We start from the raw sequence: 19,097 nt of genomic DNA, 5'->3' as shown, positions 1-19,097 counted from the left end.
TTTTATCTATAATTTATTGGGGTTGAGGCAAATATTACATCCATCTACATAAAATAATCATGTAGGACAATTTCTAAAGGGTGTGGGTTTGATTTCTAATTAAATAAGATATTGATATTTATGGCGATAGTTGCATTTTAGGTATCATTTTAAGTTCAGAGTAGATACTTAAAACCATCATTTTATTAAAAAAATATGAGTCTGTTTTTTAGAGTCGATATTCTTATAAATATATGAATTATATTGATATAAAAAACAACGATGTGCCTAAAGTATCAAGGAGTGGCATTTTGTGACACTGGTCAACTTCCATTCGATAAATCAGGCTACTACTATTCTTGGATACGGTATCTACTGCCCCCATACATCTATATAGCAGTAGGTATCACTATCTATCTTAACGGGAGTTTACTCCATGAATGCAAAAGTTGATCTCTTAACTACACTGAAAGCGTCATTCCCAGTCCGTCGTATGGACTTTGAGTTCAAGAATGTTCTCAAGTATTGGGTTAATGGTGATCCCTGCTCAACGCATATGTTCAGTGCGATGTCGGTCATGTTTCCAGATGGCGAACGTTACTTTGTCGATAGCGTTCGTGCAGTCCGCGATATGATTACCGATGATCCTCAACTTCAAAAAGATATCAGCGCATTCATTGGTCAAGAAGCAATGCATGCCAAAGAGCATCATTCATTTCATTTGAACGCTGAGGTGCATGGCTTAGATCCTGAGTCGCTTGAGCGTTTCACCTTTAATTTATTAGATAAAGCAACCAAACTGATTATTAGAAATGGTAAGCAACAACGGCTTGCGGTGACGTGTGCATTGGAGCATTTCACTGGAACGATCGCTGCGCAATTGATGCGTCGCGAAGATATTCAAAACATGATGCAAGATGAAACCATGAAGCATTTATGGCTATGGCACTCGGTTGAAGAGAACGAGCATAAAGCCGTTGCCTATGATGTCTATGAGAAAATCTATGGGACGGGTCCTGCGGCATACTTAAATCGTGTGGTGATCATGGCGATTGCAATTACGCTGATTATCGCTGTGAAGTTCGGCTTCCTGACTACATTAATGTATCGTGATGGTCAATTAACCAATTTCAGCTCATGGAAAAAAGGGCTTTCATTGTTCTGGGGCAGAGAAGGCTTCTTTACGCAGATTATTCCTGAAACTTGGGATTATTTCCGTCCGAATTTTCATCCTTGGCAGCATAATACCCATGACTTGCTGAATAAATATCGCGCCAAACTGGGTATGACGAATTAGGTTCTTCTGTCAGCCGAAGACTACGTATCTGGTGAGAAATGAAGTCGTCGCACTCATTGCAGTGCGACTTTTTGTTTATTGGGCTATGTTGTCAAATTGTGAATAGTTCTGAAAACAAAACATATTTTAATAAATAATCCTTGTTGTGTAACAAAATAATTTTCTGATGTGACTACTATCACGAAAATTTATGCCTGTTATACAGACTTCTAAATGCAACACAATTATGCTTTAATACAGCCTCATTTTTTTACGGCAGTGCCCGTGATCCGGGACTGTCTTTGCTCGTATTTTTACGAAAGGCCTCACCATGACCCAAGTGATAGCTTCTAATATTCCAACATTTGTCCGCCACCCAAAGCTGATTGCCTGGGTAGAGCAAATTGCCGCATTGACTCAACCTGATCGTATCGAGTGGGTTGACGGTAGCGAAGAAGAAAATCAACGTCTTCTCGATTTAATGGTCAGCACTGGTATGATGACCAAACTCAATGAAGAAAAACGCCCTGGCTCATATTTAGCTTTATCAAGCCCTTCAGATGTTGCGCGTGTTGAAGAGCGCACTTATATTTGTTCTGAAACAAAAGAAGATGCCGGTTCAACCAATAACTGGGCAGCCCCTGCAGAAATGCGTGAAACCTTAAATGGTTTATTTGCAGGTTCTATGCGTGGTCGTACCATGTATGTAGTGCCATTCTCAATGGGTCCATTGGGTAGCCATATTGCACATATCGGTATCGAACTGACCGATTCTCCTTATGTTGTTGTTAATATGCGTATCATGGCGCGTATGGGCAAAGAAGTTTACGACGTATTGGGTACTGATGGCGAATACGTTCCATGTGTGCATTCAGTTGGCGCACCACTCGCCGATGGTCAAGAAGATGTAAAATGGCCATGTAATGACACTAAATATATCGTTCATTATCCTGAAACACGTGAAATCTGGTCTTTCGGTTCAGGTTACGGTGGTAATGCGCTACTCGGTAAGAAATGTTTAGCGCTACGTATTGCTTCTGCAATGGGCCGTGATCAAGGCTGGCTTGCTGAACACATGCTGATTCTGGGCTTAACTAGTCCACGTGGTGATAAGCACTACGTTGCAGCGGCATTCCCATCTGCTTGTGGTAAAACCAACTTTGCCATGCTGATTCCTCCTGCTGGTTTTGAAGGCTGGAAGATCGAAACTGTTGGTGATGACATTGCATGGCTGAAACCAGGTGCTGATGGTCGTTTGTATGCGATCAATCCTGAAGCCGGTTTCTTTGGTGTGGCACCCGGCACCAGTGAAAAGACCAATCCGAACTGCTTGGCAACGCTCTACAAAAATGTGATTTACACTAACGTTGCCCAAACTGCGGATGGCGATGTTTGGTGGGAAGGTTTAAGCAAAGAAGCACCAGCGAATCTGACAGATTGGAAAGGTGAGGCATGGACTCCTGAAAAAGGTACCCCAGCTGCACATCCAAACTCACGTTTCACCGTTGCTGCTAGCCAATGTCCATCTATCGATGCTGATTGGGAAAATCCTGTTGGCGTGCCAATCTCTGCATTCATCTTCGGTGGTCGCCGTGCTGATACCGTGCCACTGGTTACTGAAGCCTTTGACTGGGTTGATGGCGTGTACAAAGCTGCGACGATGGGCTCTGAAACCACTGCAGCAGCAGTAGGTCAGCAGGGTGTAGTTCGTCGTGACCCGTTTGCGATGTTGCCATTCTGTGGTTACAACATGGGTGACTACTTCCAGCATTGGTTGAATATCGGTGAAAAACTGCAAGCAGCAACTGCGGCAAGCGGTGAAAAAATGCCGAAGATTTTCAACGTCAACTGGTTCCGTCGTGATGCGAATGGTGACTTCGTATGGCCTGGCTTTGGTCAAAACACCCGTGTACTCGAGTGGATTATTGATCGCTGTGAAGGTCGTATCCATGCTGAAGAAACCCCAATGGGCTTTGTACCTGCATACGAAGATCTGAACTGGACTGGCACGAACTTCTCTCGCGAAGAGTTTGATCTTGTTGCGGCTCAAGACCATGATCAATGGGTCACTGAGTTAGAAAGCCACGAAGAACTGTTTGCCAAAATCGGCACTCACTTGCCTCAGGTATTACGCGATCGTAAAGCGCAACTGGTTGCTGCGCTGCACAAGGCGAAGCAAGAAGCGAGTGCTTAAGTTGATTCGGTAGCTGATTTAAGTTAATCAGATGATAAAAAACCGTCTCACTGGAGGCGGTTTTTTTTGCATGAATTATTCCCATGAACGGGTCAGCGCTGGTCGTTTGACTCGGCTATACTGTCTTTTATATATGAACGTGTTTTAGGATGTCTTTTATGTCTCATGGTAACGTTGTCGTCATTGCGACTGCTCTAGCTGCTTGTCTTGTTTTGGCGGGTTGTGGTCAAAAAGGGGCGTTGTATCTGCCCAATACTAATACCACCCAAAACGCCAAGAAAACTCATTTTATTTTGGGTTCTGATGCTGCGTCTGAAGAGAATAAAAAAACTGATGCTGCACCTGCTGTTCCGGTAAAAGATGTTCCTGCAAGTTCAGTTGTAGGAAGTGCGTCATGAGTTTTAGTCGTGTCGATGGTGCGTTATGTGTTGAGCAATTATCACTGGGGGCTTTAGCTGCCCAATATGCGACTCCGCTTTATGTTTATTCTCGTGCAGCTTTGACCGCGAATTATTTGGCTTTTGATCAAGCATTTAGTTTTATTGATCATCAAGTTTGCTTTGCCGTGAAGTCGAATTCAAACATTGGCGTGCTCGGTGTTTTGGCAAGGTTAGGCGCAGGGTTTGATATTGTCAGCGGTGGTGAGCTCGAGCGTGTTCTTGCGGCAGGGGGGGAGCCTGCAAAGATTGTGTTTTCAGGTTTAGGTAAAACTGAGCAAGAAATTGAACGTGCATTGAAATTGGGTATTGCCTGCTTTAATGTCGAGTCAGCTGCTGAGCTTGTGCGTATTGACCAAGTGGCACAACGTTTAGGTCTGCGTGCGCCGGTTTCTTTGCGGGTGAATCCTGATGTCGATGCACAGACCCATCCTTATATTTCTACAGGTTTAAAAGAGAATAAGTTCGGGATTCCGAATGATACGGTGTATGAGATCTACGCGACTGCGGCAAGCCTAAAAGGGATTGAAGTGGTGGGTATTGATTGTCATATCGGTTCACAGTTAACGACCACAACGCCGTTTCATGATGCCCTTGATAAAATCATTGAGATGATTAATACCTTGAAGACACAAGGCATTACCCTCAAACATATTGATATCGGTGGTGGTTTAGGGGTGACCTATCGTGATGAAACGCCACCAACGCCGGCAGAATATGCGGCTGCTCTGCGTCCTGCGTTACAAGCGCTGGGGCTGAAGGTCTACATGGAGCCGGGTCGTGCGATTAGTGCAAATGCGGGTGTGCTGTTAACCACAGTTGATATGCTTAAGCCTACGACTTATCGCAACTTTGCCCTTGTGGACGCGGCGATGAATGATTTGATTCGTCCTTCGCTTTATAGTGCGTGGATGGACATTCAGCCTGTAGCAAAGCCTAGACATGATGACGTCAAAGTGTGGGATTTGGTGGGTCCAGTATGTGAATCGACTGACTTTATTGGTAAAGAGCGAGAGCTTGCGCTTGAGGCGGGTGATGTTTTAGCGGTGATGGGTGCGGGTGCGTACGGTTTTGTCATGGCAAGTAATTACAATACCCGTGCACGTGCAGCAGAAGTGATGGTCGATGGTGATCAGGCCTATGTGGTGCGTCAACGTGAAATTGTGAATGAGCTATGGGCCTTAGAGTCTCTCGTTCCTTGATCGTTGAATTAAGTCATTGAAAAAATATCGTAAACATCAATTGAAAGAGGAGTCCAATATGCGTGTTGAATTTAGCAAAATGCACGGATTGGGTAATGATTTTATGGTCATCGATTTAGTCAGCCAGCAGGTCAATCTGGAGCCTGCGCTGATTCGTGGCCTGGCCAATCGTAATTTTGGTATTGGCTTTGATCAATTGTTGTTGGTCGAACCTCCTGAGCAACCGGATGTCGATTTTAAATATCGTATCTTCAATGCCGACGGGTCTGAAGTTGAGCAGTGTGGCAATGGTGTGCGTTGTTTTGCGCGTTTTGTCCATGAACGTGGCTTAACCCGTAAAAAATTAATTCGCGTATCCACCAAAAGCGGCATAGTTGAACCAGAGATCAATGAGCAAGGCTGGGTACGCGTTAATATGGGGGCGCCTAAGTTCCGTCCTGCAGAGATTCCGTTTATTGCAGCGGCTGACGCTGCTGTCTATCAAGTGGAAGTAGGTACGGGTGAGGTTCAGCTTGATGTCGTGAATATGGGTAATCCCCATGCCGTGATTGTTGTGGATGATATCTTGAAGGCGCCTGTTGAGACGTTAGGTCCACTGCTTGAAAAGCACGCACGCTTTCCTGAGCGTGTGAACGTGGGTTTTATGCAAGTACTCAGTCGCCATGAAGTGTGCTTGCGTGTATTTGAGCGCGGAACCGGTGAGACGTTGGCTTGTGGAACGGGTGCTTGTGCGGCGGTTGTCAGTGGAATTCGTCAAGGTTTGCTTGATCCAGAGGTTGTGGTTCATTTGCAGGGTGGCGATTTGACGATTGCTTGGCGTCCCAATGATGTCGTATGGATGACAGGTCCAACAGCAACAGTTTTTGAAGGTGTTATTCAATTACATGATTAATTGAGCGCTCAATTAATCATTATTTAAGAAGAGTTTACTCTCGTGATATCCTGAACTGTACTTAAACAGTGCGGTTCGGGTAGCGTACCGCAGAGTCTGGTGCGTCACTATTATTTTTATTGCGCTGTTTTGGTGCGAGTTATTTTTTTAATCAATTTTTCTTTTCTAAACAAGTCTATTGTTCATTTCCTTCATGATATCTTTATCGGGTATTTAATTGACCGGATCAGCATGTCATCCCGTCTCTCATCTACATCTTTGCGTGATTTGGCGTCCTTGAAACGTCGATGCTTTGTAAAATTTGGTGTTTCATCGCGGTCTTTGCTCAAGAATGGGGTATAACAGGTCAAGACTGGTACTGACTTTGCATAGTGTTAACAGTACATCATTCTGATAATGATTTAAGTTGTATGTTCTAAAGAGGCGTAATCATTATGGGAAATTCTCCGTTTTTAAGTGTGGAAGACACACTAGAGGTGCAAGCCTCAAATGAGTCAGGAAATGATCTCATCGGTGAAGTCAATAAAGCCCCTGAGTTCTTTAATGAAATGCGCTATACCGATGGATCGATTCGACCGACATATAAAGAAGTCGTTGAGTGGATCGAGTCGCAGAGTGCAGATAAAGTCGTTGCGCTCAATCATGAAGCAACGGAAAGTTTTTATAAAAAAGGGATCACTTTTACCGTTTATACTGACGCTAGCAATACTGAGCGTGTTATCCCGTTTGACATTATTCCCCGCATTATTGAGCTGAAAGAATGGCGTGTTATGGAGGCGGGTTGCGCACAGCGTATCCGTGCACTCAATGCGTTCTTGCATGATATTTACCACAAGCAGGATATTATCCGTGCAGGGATTATTCCCGCCGCCCAGATTTTAGCGAACGATTGCTTCCAGCCGTGGATGCTCAACGTTGATTTACCAGGTCATATATATGCCCATATCAGCGGCATTGATTTAGTCCGCCATGGCGATGGCATGTATTACGTCCTTGAGGACAACTTGCGTACCCCGTCAGGGGTGTCTTATATGCTAGAAGGGCGCTCTATCAGTCAACAACTGATGCCCGGTTTATTTGCCAAGAACAATATTCTCGGGGTTGAGCAGTATCCTGCATTACTTAAGCAAACTTTAATCGAATCAACACACGTTGAAGATCCAATGATTGTGGTCCTGACTCCTGGGCGCTTTAACAGTGCTTACTATGAGCATGCTTTTCTTGCACGTGAAATGGGTGTGCCGTTGGTCAGTGGGCAAGACTTGTTTGTAGATGGTGCGGAGGTTTTCTTAAACAGTGTCGCAGGCAAACAAAAAGTGGATGTGATCTATCGTCGACTCGATGATCCGTTCCTTGATTCATTGGCGTTTAGGCCTGATAGCATGTTAGGCGTTTCAGGGCTGATGTCTGCTTATCGTGCGGGCAATGTGACGCTGGCCAATGCACCGGGTACTGGGGTTGCTGATGACAAGTCAGTCTATCCTTTTGTGACGGATATGATTGATTTTTATTTAGGTGAAAAGCCGATTTTGCATAATGTGCCGACATGGCAATGCCGTAAACCTGATGATCTCAAATATGTGCTGTCGCACTTGCCTGAACTGGTCGTCAAAGAGGCGCAAGGTTCTGGAGGCTATGGCATGCTCATCGGTCCTAAGGCGAGCAAGGCTCAGCTTGAGGAGTTCCGTCGTAAGCTCATTGCTGAACCTGATGCGTATATCGCACAGCCAACACTGGCATTATCGGTGTGCCCGACTCTGGTTGAAGAGGGTGTTGCACCGCGCCATATTGATTTGCGTCCATTTGTACTCAGTAGTCCAACGCAAGTCAGGACCACGCCCGGCGGTTTAACACGTGTTGCGCTCACAGCGGGTTCGCTGGTTGTGAACTCATCTCAAGGAGGTGGTATTAAAGATACTTGGGTTATTGATCTTGATTCCGATACTCATACTGGTGCTGATTTAGGGAAAGAAACGGCCACTCTAACAGGAGCAGACGTATGATTTTACCTCTATCAACCGCATCCAATCTTTATTGGTTAGGCCGCTATTTGGTCCGTGTCGATGGTTTATTCCATTTGTTACCTTTTACGGATGATGGTGAGGCTCAGGCCTTTGCTCATGCTTTCAGTTTACCTGCTTGGAATGCTGAAACGCTGAATGCCCTGATTCACGATCCCAATCAATCAGGTTCGCTGCCTTCAAATCTAGATGCCGTTAAACAAAATATTCAAGCGGCGCGTGGCGTACTTACGGCGCCAACCTTCGAGGCGTTTAATGCATTAGGCCGATTCAATCGTCTGTCCGTTGAAGACATGCATATCATGCTGCAGAACTGTCAGTCGGCATTTAAATATGAAAGTGAAATGGTGCAGTTGTTCTGCCGAATGGGTGAGGCTGTCGAGCGTATCGATATCGCGCTACGACTGATTAAAAGTCCGGCGGTCGATATTAAGGCGCTGAGTGATATTTTGGATGCACTCCCCATCGGTTGGCAGCGTTTGAAAGAGCCAATTATGCTGCTGAACAAGCGCTATGATCGCGTTGCTTTTTATGATTTGAGTGATCGTGTGCAAGAGCTTTTTAGGAATGGCGTATGAAGTTAATAGTTAACCATCAAACAATTTATCGCTATGACCAAATGGTGCGCCGCAGTGTGCAGTACCTTCGAATGAGTCCACAAACCATTGCGCATCAGAAAGTTTTGAGCTGGCAGTTGTCTTTGCCGGGCAAGACACTGGAACAAGCGGATGGCTTTGGCAATGTTTGGACCACACTTTATCTTGATCAGCCACATCGTGATTTATTTTTATTGGCGCAGGGTGAGATCGAGATTGATGACAGTGCTGATTACATTGTCGATGAGCGTATTGCCCCTGAGATATTTTTACATCCGACGGACATGACGCTGATTGATGAGCCGATGCGTGAATTTACAGCGAAGCATCTGAAGTCATTGGATCGGAGTGGCCTGATTGCTTTTGCTGAAGCGGTTGTCGCCAAGATGCCTTATACCCCAGGCGCAACAGGGGTGCGAACAACTGCAAGTGAAGCATTTATGCTGGGACACGGGGTTTGTCAGGATCATACCCATGTATTCTTAGCCTGTGTGCGTGATCGTGGTTTGATTGCGCGTTATGTTTCAGGATATTTATACACGCCGATTTCGAGTCACATGGCGAGCCATGCTTGGGCGGAAGTGTTATTAGATGGGCGTTGGTATTTGTTTGATATCAGTAATCAGATCTTTACGCCAAGACAGCATATTCAGACCGCAGTTGGTCGGGATTATTTGGATGCAGCGCCAGTTCGAGGTGTTCGCCAAGGTGGAGGGAATGAAAGTTTAAGTGCGATGGTGCAAGTCCTGGCAAGTTAATGCCCTAAAGACACCTATAATGTACTAAAATAACGATATGTGGAAAGACGCATGATCTGGTCTTTCTGTCTTTATGAGTGATGTTGTAGCTGTATTGCTTGAGCGATTTGGTGGGGTATGAAATGACGTATTGCGTTGCTATGCGACTGAAAGAAGGTCTAATTTTTGTCAGTGATTCAAGAACTAATGCAGGGATGGATCATATTGCAACGTTCCGCAAGTTGCATCGATTTGGCGTGCCCGGCGAACGGATGATTGTGATCCAAAGTTCTGGAAATCTGGCAACATCGCAAGCAGTGGTGACCAAGTTATTTCATAGTATTCAAGCGGATATCGGTACGCACTTAAACAACGTCTCAACGATTTTTGATGCAGCAGGCTTGGTTGGGCAGTATTTGACGAGCATTATGAAAAGCTCAGCTTCTGTTCTTGCCGGCACTGATGAGCTTGAGTTTTCAAGCTCAATTCTGCTTGGTGGTCAGATTAAAGGGCAACCGACTGAGTTGTATAGTATTTACCCGCAAGGTAATTTTATTGCGGCGACATCAGATACACCCTATTTCCAGATCGGTGAGAGCAAATACGGTAAGCCAATCCTCGATCGGGCTTTAAGTTATGACTCGCCGCTGGATAAAGCACTGCGCTGTGCCTTAATTTCTTTCGATTCGACTATTCGTTCTAATCTCTCAGTAGGTACGCCACTGGATTTGGTCGTTTACAAAAACGACAGTTTTGACTTCCCGGAAGGCCGTCGTTTGACTGAAAACGATCCGTATTTCTCTATGATTAGACAGCAGTGGTCGGACAGTATGCGCTCTGCATTGGCGGCATTACCGCCGCCACCGGATGATTACTGGCGCTAACATTCCATGCCAGCATGAAACCCTCAATATTATGATGATATTGAGGGTTTGTTTTTTATGGCATCACGATAGGTCAGGTAGACCCTGAGATCAAATTCCAATTGATGATAGTCGGGCAGCATGTGCTCACACAATTGATAGAAGGCTTTGTTGTGGTCGCGTTCTTTGAGGTGCGCTAGTTCGTGGACTACGATCATGCGTAGAAAAGCGGCGGGCGTATGCTTGAATAGCGCAGCAATACGAATTTCCTTCTTGGCTTTCAGCTTCCCACCTTGTACTCGACTAATCGCAGTATTCAAACCCAATGCATGATGATCCACCGTCAGGTGATTATCGAAAATCACTTTATCGATCGCCGCCGCATTCTTCAGATAGGTTTGTTTCAGCTCTAAGGCGTAGCCATAAAGTGCCTTGTCCGTTTGAATCTGATGCGATTCAGCATATTTCTTTTGCAAGTAATGTCCTAGCTTATCTTCATTCAGCATTTGTCTGATTTGATCTTGAAGATGAGTCGGGTAGTGATTGAGGTATTTAAGCTGCTGGGTCAATGGAATACTTTTTGATGAGTAGGGTGGGGTCAATGAACGATATTATACCCAAAAAAATCTTAACTTAAGAATGGATTAATTTTTATGATTACGATCCATATTCATTATTTATTTTTGGAATGAGGTTTAGGGATAGGAATGGATTATTATTTTTTAGGTCTATAACTTTGAGATAGTGTAAACACTAAAGTTTAGACCTGTGATATCGCATACGTCTGAGGTCTGGGGTGAGTTATGAATTGGCAAAATGGGTTAACACAATTATTAGGTATTACATATCCGATTATTCAAGCCCCTATGCTGGGTGTCACTACACCTGAAATGGTCGCTGCCGTTTCAAATCTTGGAGGTTTAGGCTCATTACCTGTTGGAGGCTTATCTCCCGAGAAAACATTAGCCCTCATAAAGAAAACCAAGTCACTGACCCAGCGACCTTTTGCGGTTAATCTTTTTGCCCATGATGTCCCAACGGACGCCTCAGCATTTGCTCATGCACAAAGCATGGCGGAATATTTAGAAGAATTAGCACAGAAGCATAGCGTTGCATTTCAAAGTCAGCCGATTAGCGACTTCCAATTTTATTCATATCGCGATCAAGTACAAGTGTTGCTGGATGAGCAGATTCAAATCGTGAGTTTTACGTTTGGTATTTTGGCAGACGAAATCATCGCATTATTTAAAGAAAAAGGCGTGGTTCTCATCGGTACGGCAACTTGTGTCAAAGAAGCACAAATCTTAGAGGAAAAAGGTGTCGATGCCATTACGGCACAAGGCATCGAAGCGGGTGGGCATCGTGGAAGTTTCTTGGCAGACGTGGAGCTACCGCAGATCGGCTCTATAGCGCTCATTCCGCAAATGGCTGATCAGGTTTCTATCCCAATCTTGGCTTCTGGGGGTATCAATGATGGTCGTACTATACGAGCAGCATTCATTTTAGGGGCCGCTGCGGTACAGATCGGCACGGCTTTTATTGCAAGCAGTGAGAGCAGTGCAATTCCTGCATATAAAGCGGCATTGAAGGTTGCAAAAGACACCGATACCGTACTGACGCGGAATTTTTCGGGACGTTTCGCGCGAGGGATTCAAAATGAATTTATGCGTGAAGTGGATGTTGAGGTCAAGCAATCAGGTCGTATCATTCCTCAGTATCCCATCCAGAATAGTTTGACGACGGCTCTGAGAGCCGAGTCACAAAAGCAAAATAATGCCCAGTTCACGAACCTTTGGTCGGGACAGTCTGTTTATAGGGGTACAGGGGTATCCTCGGCTGATGTTTTTAATGATCTGGTAAGGCAAACTGAGCAGTTAAAATCTTTTTAGCAAGCGACGATCAGATAAAGATAGGCGATCAAGTGATCTACGAACGAGTTGTGGCGTGTTAGAATATTGTATGTCTGATGAACTCACCCAAACACTGACGCATCTCCCTGTATCCATGCATGCGAGCCTTGCGCAACTGCCTGTAGCGCAGCCGATCGTGCTGCTTACCCGTCACTCTCTGCGTGTCGCGGCAGACGGGCAGGGTTTTGCAAGTTATGCCCTCCCTCTGACTGAAGTCGGGCGGGAGCTTGCGTATGCGTGGGGTGAGTATCTATGCAATTGGACGGGACGAGAGTTTCGTGCGTGTTTATCCAGTCCTATCGGGCGCTGTGTGGACACGGCACTGCGCATGTTGGGGGGCAGTCTGGACGAAAATGAAGAAAATCGTACTGATATTATTGAAACTACACTGCTCGTCGAGCCTGGAAGCTTTGTACTCGATGCCGCGCGTTTAAGCGCAGTCTTTCGCCAATATGGCGCTCTTAAATTTATTAATGCCTTCCTATCCAAGCAAGTTGAGGGCATGAAACACCCTGCCCAAGGTGTATTGGATATTCTGAGTCTGCTGTATGACTACTTACCCAGTGCTGAGAATAGCGTTCTGCTTGCAGTGAGCCATGATACGATTTTGGCGGCATTTTTGGCGGTGATGCAAGACGAGCCTGAGATTACTTCAGAAGACTGGCCGGAAATGATGGAGGGCGTATTTCTGTGGTTTGATGGTGATCGTTTTGAAGACAGTCAGGTTCATTGGGTCTGGCGTGGCATTAAAAAGTCTCGACTGGTAAGCAGCTTTGTTGTTTAATCCAATCGGTCTAATTTTTGCTTAGGTTATCTACCTAAGTGATAAAGTGATTTCTGCATGATATTCTCATTCAATGATTCCCGTACAAGGGTTTTAGGTATATCTGATTCTTAATCCGACATGCCTTATGATCCCTTTTTCCCTTTATGATACCGTCAAGATTAACTTGTGATTCCACTATATGAATAACCCAACGGAAATGTCCTTAAATCGGGGCTTGAAAAATCGCCATATCCAACTCATTGCGTTGGGTGGTGCCATAGGGACTGGGCTCTTTTTAGGTTCTGCTGGTGTGCTTAAGATGGCTGGCCCAGCGATGATTTTGGGCTATGCTATTGGCGGATTGATTGCCTTCCTGATCATGCGTCAGCTTGGCGAAATGATTGTTGAAGAGCCTGTAGCGGGCTCATTTAGCCATTTTGCACACAAGTATTGGGGCGGTTTTGCCGGGTTTCTTTCGGGCTGGAATTATTGGGTTTTGTATGTGTTGGTGGGGATGTCAGAGCTAACCGCGGTGGGTAAGTATATCCATTATTGGTGGCCTGATATTCCGACGTGGGCCACAGCTGCCGTTTTCTTTGTATTGATTAATCTGATTAATTTGACGCGGGTCAGTTGGTTTGGCGAGTCTGAATTCTGGTTTGCAATTATCAAAGTCGCGGCCATTGTTGGCATGATCATTCTAGGTGGATATTTGTTGTTGAGTGGAGCTGGTGGGCCGCATGCTTCTTTTAGCAACTTATGGCAGCATGGTGGTTTTTTGCCCAATGGGTGGCATGGTCTTTTGATGGCACTGGCCTTGATCATGTTTTCTTTTGGGGGGTTAGAATTGGTGGGCATTACTGCGGCTGAAGCTTCCGAACCGAGAAAAGTAATTCCGAAAGCGATAAACCAGCTCGTTTTACGGATTTTGATTTTTTATATTGGTGCTTTAGTTGTTTTACTGTCTTTACGGCCTTGGGATCAATTGCTATTAAGTCTATCTGCGGGCGGTGATAATTATTTAAGTAGTCCATTTGTCAGTATTTTCTCAATCATTGGCAGTGATTTAGCTGCCAATATCCTTAATTTTGTGGTGTTAACTGCGGCATTGTCAGTCTATAACAGCTGTGTGTATTGCAATAGCCGGATGCTGTATGGACTGGCAGTACAAGGTGATGCGCCTAAAGCATTTTTGCATGTTAATCGTCGTGGTGTCCCTGCACTGGCCATTGGTGTATCGGCGCTCATGACTTTTGTCTGTGTACTCGTCAATTATACGATTCCAGAGCGAGCTCTGGAGCTGTTGATGTCACTGGTTGTCGCAGCATTAGTGATCAATTGGGCGATGATCAGTTTGGCGCATCTGAAATTCCGCGCAGCAAAGAATCGTGAAGGTATCACGCCACACTTCAAGGCGTTTTGGTATCCGTGGACAAATTATCTGTGTCTGGCATTTGTGATGCTGATCCTCGGCATTATGACTCAGATTCCCGGTGTGGCGATATCGGTCTATGTCATGCCATTTTGGCTGCTACTCATGTGGATCTTTTATCGTATTAAATTGGCCAGATGAGTAGTCAGCAAGTCTGCAAAAATGCTTGTTCGTCTTGAAAACCGACAAGTATTGGATGCCAACGGGCAGTCTTAATACTTTAAAAAAACAAAAAACCTGCTAAAGTTCCGCCATTGAACTTTAGCTTGGAAATAAATCATGCCGTTACGTTGGACTGATTCGCTGGATATCGCTTTAGCACTGATCGATGCTCATCCTGATGTTGATCCAAAGACCATTCGTTTTACCGATTTACATCGTTGGGTACGCGAGTTACCTGATTTTCAAGATGACCCTAATCGTTCTAATGAAAAAATCCTTGAAGCGATTCAAATGCAATGGCTCGATGAAGTCGATTAATTCATCTTTGCGAGGATCGTCATTATTTTGCAGTCTACAGTGACTATTCTGCGGATTGATCTTGGTTTTGGTCAGATAAAAAACTGTAAAACAAAACATGCCCTATCTTTGTGCCTAGGCGTCGGTATAATACGCGCCTGACTTTTTAGCTTTATCTACTCAACCCCTACTTAAGGAATATTGCAGCATGGCAATCGAACGTACCCTGTCTATCGTTAAACCAGACGCAGTTGGCAAAAACCACATTGGCGACATCTATGCACGTTTTGAAAAAGGCGGCTTGAAAATCGTTGCAGCAAAAATGAAACAACTGTCTAAAGCAGACGCAGAAGGTTTCTACGCAGAACACAAAGAACGCGGTTTCTTCGGTGATTTAGTTGCATTCATGACTTCAGGCCCAGTATTGGTTTCTGTACTTGAAGGCGAAAATGCAGTTCTTGCACATCGTGATATCTTGGGTGCGACCAACCCTAAAGAAGCTGCACCAGGCACAATCCGTGCTGACTTCGCAACCAGCATTGATGAAAATGCTGCGCATGGTTCAGACTCAGTAGAGTCTGCAAACCGTGAAATTGCTTACTTTTTCACTGCAGACGAAGTGACTACACGTACTCGTTAATCTGCGGTGATAACGATTGGCTTTAATGTGTGATTTGCTCTAATTGTATGACTGTTAGAGTGTGCTGCATGTTAAAATCAAAGCGTTAGGTTTAGCATAGCACTTTGCTAAGAAACCAGATGTTTTTCGACATCTGGTTTTTGCTGTTTTCATATTCCCCGTTTTTGTTTGGAAAAAAGTAATGAGTATTTCAGACGTGAGTGCGATTGTAGAGTCGCAGATTTCCCCTGAGTCCCCCAGCTTACTTGCGCAAGCCGATACCTTGTCGTTTTCCGCAAGTGACGCTGTTCAGCCTTTTGCACCCAGTAGCGAGCAGGATACAAAGGGCTTAAATCAAGCATCAGACGAGAAAGTAAATCTGCTTGGGATGACGCGTAAGCAACTTGAAGGCTATTTCGAAAGTATTGGCGAAAAGAAGTTTCGTGCAGCGCAAGTCACGAAATGGATCCATCAACTGGGTGTAACTGATTTCAATGAAATGACCAATTTAGCAGGTCCTTTACGCGAAAAGTTATCCCGCTTGGCTTATGTGGCTGCGCCGGAAGTTGTGCATCGCGAATTTGCCAAAGATGGAACCCGTAAATGGGTGTTTCGTGTCGGTGAGGGCGCTGGCTCTTTGGTAGAGACCGTACTCATTCCAGCTGAGGGGCGCAAGACGTTGTGTATATCGTCTCAAGTGGGCTGTGCACTGGATTGTAGTTTCTGTAGTACGGGTAAACAGGGTTTTCAACGCGATTTGACGCCAGCAGAAATTATTGGCCAGCTATGGGTCGCTAACCAATCCTATATGGAAGATGTACCCGTTGGTGATCGTACCCGCACCGTCACCAATGTGGTAATGATGGGGATGGGCGAGCCTTTATTAAACTTTGTACCTGTCGTTTCCTCCATGCAGTTGATGCTGGATGATCATGCCTACGGCATGTCGAAGCGCCGTGTGACGTTGTCGACATCTGGCATTGTGCCTATGATCGATAAGTTGGGTGATGAGATTGATGTTGCTTTGGCCATATCATTGCATGCGCCGAACGATGAATTGCGCAATGAATTGGTACCGATTAATAAGAAATATCCTCTGGCGGAGTTGATTGCGGCGGCTCGTCGTTACGTTGCGCGCGGTGCACCTGAGTCTGAAAAAACCGCTCAAACCAAAGCGGCGCAAAAAAATAGTAAGCATACTGCAACAAACCCTACAAATAAGCTATTGCAAAGCAGTGCCTTACTCGAAGATGATGACGACACATTGGATGATGTGCTTGAGCCTTCACGTAAGAAACATGTGACGATTGAGTATGTGATGCTGGATGGGGTCAATGATCAGCAAAAGCACGCCAAACAATTGATACAACTTTTAGGTGATTTACCCAGTAAGATTAACCTCATTCCATTTAATCCGTTTCCACACGCACCCTATGAGCGCTCTGGCCGTGAGCGGATCATGACCTTCCAGAAAACATTAGCAGATGCTGGGTTTGTCTGTACAGTTAGGGCGACTCGTGGTGATGATATTGATGCCGCCTGTGGTCAATTGGTGGGGCAGGTTGCGGATCGGACGCGTCGTGCGGAGCGTTGGAAACAAAAAGTGGTTGAGCAAAAGAATAAAGATCAACAAAGTACCGAACAGAAGACCGCTCATTCCAATCAGGGACGGCGGAGTGAAATATTGAGAACGCGAGGTTAGAGAGTGGTTGCATTCAATCAGCATATACGCCGAATCAGCGAAGGGAATGGTTCATTGCGTAACAATGTACCTGTGGGAGTGGTTTCTGCACTTTTACTGTCTATAGCGGTGCTTACTGGATGCCAATCAACTGTTTCTGAGCCTGGCTCCATGATGAAGGCTGCACAATCACCGCCTAATCCAGAGGCTGCTGCACGTGCACGAACTGCTATGGCAGCCGAGTACATTAAAAGTGGAGATCTCGATGCGGCCCAGCGTAGTCTGGCAATTGCCTTGAAAACGGAACCCAGACTCCCTGAAGCAAATAACATGATGGGCGTACTATTGCAGCAAGAGGGCAGTGAGCCGAATCAGATCAAAGCGGAAGAGTATTTTAAGAAGGCAATTGCTTTAAAAGATGATTTTGCCCAAGCGCGCAATAACTATGGCGTATTTTTGAGTAGTCGTAAGCGTTATGCCGAGGCCTATACCCAGTTCGAACTGGCGGGTTCGCAGTTGGGTTATACAGAGCGCTATGCCGCTTTAGAAAATCTTGGCTTGACGGCAGAGGTACTGGGTAAACCCGCCGAGGCTCAGCAAGCTTTCACTCAAGCCCTGCAAGCCAATAGAAACTCCTTGGTTGCACGCTTTGAATTGGCTCAAATCTTCTTGGGCCAGAATCGGGTTCAAGCTGCGCGTAGCCTTTACGATGAATATTTACAGTTATTAGGCGGGCAACCACAAAGTGCGCGATCATTGTGGTTGGGGATGCGGATTGCCCATCAGACACAAGATATGGGACGTTTACAGTCCTTGGCCGAGCGCTTGCAGTTGTCATACCCAAATAGTCCTGAATATCAGCACTATAACGAACTGTTGAAAACGGGGGCGGCATGGGATTAAAACCATCTGATACACCTAATCCGTTAGAATCAGACGTGATTAAAACACCTGATGCGGATCATAATCCATTGTCTGAAAGTGCGCAGAAGGATGACGTTCTGCCAGCGCATACCGCGATGACAACAGATACAGCGTCTTTGATTGAAAAAAATAGTTTAGATAAAAAAGATGCGACTCTAGATTCTTTAAATAGTTCACATGAAAACACTGCTGGCATCAATGCCAGCCCGGTCTTTGATTCTTCTTCAGGTAATACGATGTCTACACCCACTTCATCACTGTCAAATACACAAGCGCAAGCACCATCTAATGCCCAGCGACCTGGTGAGCGGTTAAGGCAGGCTCGGTTGTTTAAACAGCGTGAGTTAAAAGATATTGCCAGTGAACTTAATATTCCTGAGCGTCTGTTGGTTGCAATCGAAGCAGATGAATACAAGTCATTACCCGAGCCTGCTTTTATTCGTGGGTATTTACGTAGCTATGCACGTGTGCTGGGCATAGATTCTGATATTTTGATCACTCAGTTTAATGAGATTTATACCAGTGCAACCGGATTATCGAGTAACCATTCGTTAGAAAACTCACCCCTCCAGCAATTAGCGAAGTTGCAAAGTAAAACACGTAAGAGTAAACGCTGGATGCTATGGCTGCTTGTACCTGTCGTCTTGGTGATCATCGTCTTATTACTCCGCCCACTCGTAAAGCGTGTGATGAATTCACCATCTAGCAGTGATACTCATGCGGTTGTGTTGAATGAAAATACCCACACAGATTCAAATTCGACAGGTAATATCATTACATCTCCTACCAGCCAGGCACCGTTGTCTGCCCTGCCTAGTCCGGCTGCTCCTGCAAATGATCAGCTTGTACTGACTTTTAATAAGTCGAGCGATGTTATCGTGCAGGATGCGAGTGGGAAAACATTGGCGAGCGGCGTACATAATACTGATGAGCCTTTAACGTTGAGTGGTACTTCACCATTTAGCATTACGTTGGCTGATGCGCCGTCTGTTTCACTGGCCTTAAATGGCGAACAAGTTGATCTTAAACCCTATACTGTAAATGGTCGTGCAGCATTTCGTTTGTCCCGCTAAACGGATGGGCTGTACTGCGATTAAAGCTTGATGAGA

The 19,097-nt window shown here is 45.3% G+C and carries 17 protein-coding genes and 1 pseudogene; 17 read left to right on the top strand and 1 reads right to left on the bottom strand.

The genetic code is table 11. The features are described from left to right. The first annotated feature begins 415 nt into the window (after positions 1-415). From HYN46_RS09445 to HYN46_RS09405, 9 genes and pseudogenes are all read left to right on the top strand, one after another. A complete protein-coding gene (locus HYN46_RS09445; RefSeq protein WP_114899151.1) occupies positions 416-1,276 on the top strand; it encodes a metal-dependent hydrolase in 861 nt (286 codons plus the stop codon). A gap of 310 nt (positions 1,277-1,586) precedes the next feature. Then, positions 1,587-3,449 (top strand): phosphoenolpyruvate carboxykinase (GTP), encoded by a 1,863-nt coding sequence (locus HYN46_RS09440; protein WP_114899150.1) that lies wholly within the window; start codon positions 1,587-1,589, stop codon positions 3,447-3,449. Between the two features lie 158 nt (positions 3,450-3,607). Beyond that, positions 3,608-3,847, top strand: a complete 240-nt coding sequence (gene lptM / locus HYN46_RS09435) for an LPS translocon maturation chaperone LptM (RefSeq protein WP_114899149.1) — start codon at positions 3,608-3,610, stop codon at positions 3,845-3,847. After that, positions 3,844-5,088: a diaminopimelate decarboxylase gene (gene lysA, locus HYN46_RS09430; RefSeq protein ID WP_114899148.1), complete on the top strand. Its 1,245-nt coding sequence runs from the start codon at positions 3,844-3,846 to the stop codon at positions 5,086-5,088. Before lptM ends, lysA begins: the two co-directional genes overlap by 4 nt. Before the next feature lie 58 nt (positions 5,089-5,146). Further along, entirely contained in the window at positions 5,147-5,980 is an 834-nt protein-coding gene (gene dapF / locus HYN46_RS09425; RefSeq protein ID WP_114899147.1) for a diaminopimelate epimerase, read from the top strand. A 434-nt stretch (positions 5,981-6,414) separates the two neighbouring features. Further along, positions 6,415-7,911: pseudogene (locus tag HYN46_RS09420) on the top strand (circularly permuted type 2 ATP-grasp protein); the annotation flags it as partial. A 68-nt stretch (positions 7,912-7,979) separates the two neighbouring features. Further along, entirely contained in the window at positions 7,980-8,579 is a 600-nt protein-coding gene (locus HYN46_RS09415) for an alpha-E domain-containing protein (protein ID WP_114899146.1), read from the top strand. Then, positions 8,576-9,355, top strand: a complete 780-nt coding sequence (locus HYN46_RS09410) for a transglutaminase family protein (protein ID WP_114899145.1) — start codon at positions 8,576-8,578, stop codon at positions 9,353-9,355. Before HYN46_RS09415 ends, HYN46_RS09410 begins: the two co-directional genes overlap by 4 nt. A gap of 122 nt (positions 9,356-9,477) precedes the next feature. Continuing rightward, positions 9,478-10,218 carry a proteasome-type protease gene (locus HYN46_RS09405; RefSeq protein ID WP_114899144.1) on the top strand — a complete coding sequence of 247 codons (741 nt, stop codon included), beginning with the start codon at positions 9,478-9,480 and terminating at the stop codon, positions 10,216-10,218. A 29-nt stretch (positions 10,219-10,247) separates the two neighbouring features. Here the strand turns inward: HYN46_RS09405 and HYN46_RS09400 are convergent, their stop codons facing one another. Then, positions 10,248-10,799 carry a M48 family metallopeptidase gene (locus HYN46_RS09400; RefSeq protein WP_228254789.1) on the bottom strand — a complete coding sequence of 184 codons (552 nt, stop codon included), beginning with the start codon at positions 10,797-10,799 and terminating at the stop codon, positions 10,248-10,250. A 201-nt stretch (positions 10,800-11,000) separates the two neighbouring features. On the opposite strand from HYN46_RS09400, the gene HYN46_RS09395 reads away from it, so the two are divergent. The 8 genes from HYN46_RS09395 (at position 11,001) to HYN46_RS09355 (ending at position 19,061) form a co-directional block, all read left to right on the top strand. After that, on the top strand, positions 11,001-12,086 hold the full coding sequence (locus HYN46_RS09395; RefSeq protein WP_114899142.1) for an NAD(P)H-dependent flavin oxidoreductase: 1,086 nt from the start codon (positions 11,001-11,003) through the stop codon (positions 12,084-12,086). A 70-nt stretch (positions 12,087-12,156) separates the two neighbouring features. Next, positions 12,157-12,891 (top strand): histidine phosphatase family protein, encoded by a 735-nt coding sequence (locus tag HYN46_RS09390; RefSeq protein ID WP_210009123.1) that lies wholly within the window; start codon positions 12,157-12,159, stop codon positions 12,889-12,891. A 181-nt stretch (positions 12,892-13,072) separates the two neighbouring features. Further along, on the top strand, positions 13,073-14,446 hold the full coding sequence (locus tag HYN46_RS09385) for an amino acid permease (protein ID WP_114899141.1): 1,374 nt from the start codon (positions 13,073-13,075) through the stop codon (positions 14,444-14,446). A gap of 138 nt (positions 14,447-14,584) precedes the next feature. Beyond that, on the top strand, positions 14,585-14,785 hold the full coding sequence (gene iscX / locus HYN46_RS09380; protein WP_114899140.1) for a Fe-S cluster assembly protein IscX: 201 nt from the start codon (positions 14,585-14,587) through the stop codon (positions 14,783-14,785). Between the two features lie 187 nt (positions 14,786-14,972). Next, a complete protein-coding gene (ndk, locus tag HYN46_RS09375) occupies positions 14,973-15,404 on the top strand; it encodes a nucleoside-diphosphate kinase (RefSeq protein ID WP_114899139.1) in 432 nt (143 codons plus the stop codon). A 181-nt stretch (positions 15,405-15,585) separates the two neighbouring features. Next, a complete protein-coding gene (rlmN, locus tag HYN46_RS09370) occupies positions 15,586-17,085 on the top strand; it encodes a 23S rRNA (adenine(2503)-C(2))-methyltransferase RlmN (protein ID WP_407640757.1) in 1,500 nt (499 codons plus the stop codon). A 3-nt stretch (positions 17,086-17,088) separates the two neighbouring features. Beyond that, complete coding sequence (gene pilW, locus HYN46_RS09360) at positions 17,089-17,967, top strand: type IV pilus biogenesis/stability protein PilW (RefSeq protein WP_228254788.1); 879 nt, start codon at positions 17,089-17,091, stop codon at positions 17,965-17,967. Continuing rightward, on the top strand, positions 17,958-19,061 hold the full coding sequence (locus tag HYN46_RS09355) for a helix-turn-helix domain-containing protein (protein ID WP_114899138.1): 1,104 nt from the start codon (positions 17,958-17,960) through the stop codon (positions 19,059-19,061). Before pilW ends, HYN46_RS09355 begins: the two co-directional genes overlap by 10 nt. Positions 19,062-19,097: the final 36 nt, after the last annotated feature.

This window comes from Aquirhabdus parva, from assembly GCF_003351745.1.
In the GTDB taxonomy this organism is placed as follows: domain Bacteria; phylum Pseudomonadota; class Gammaproteobacteria; order Pseudomonadales; family Moraxellaceae; genus Aquirhabdus; species Aquirhabdus parva.
The sequence above is the reverse complement of the archived record's forward strand: the minus strand, read 5'-3'. Positions and strand labels throughout refer to the sequence as shown.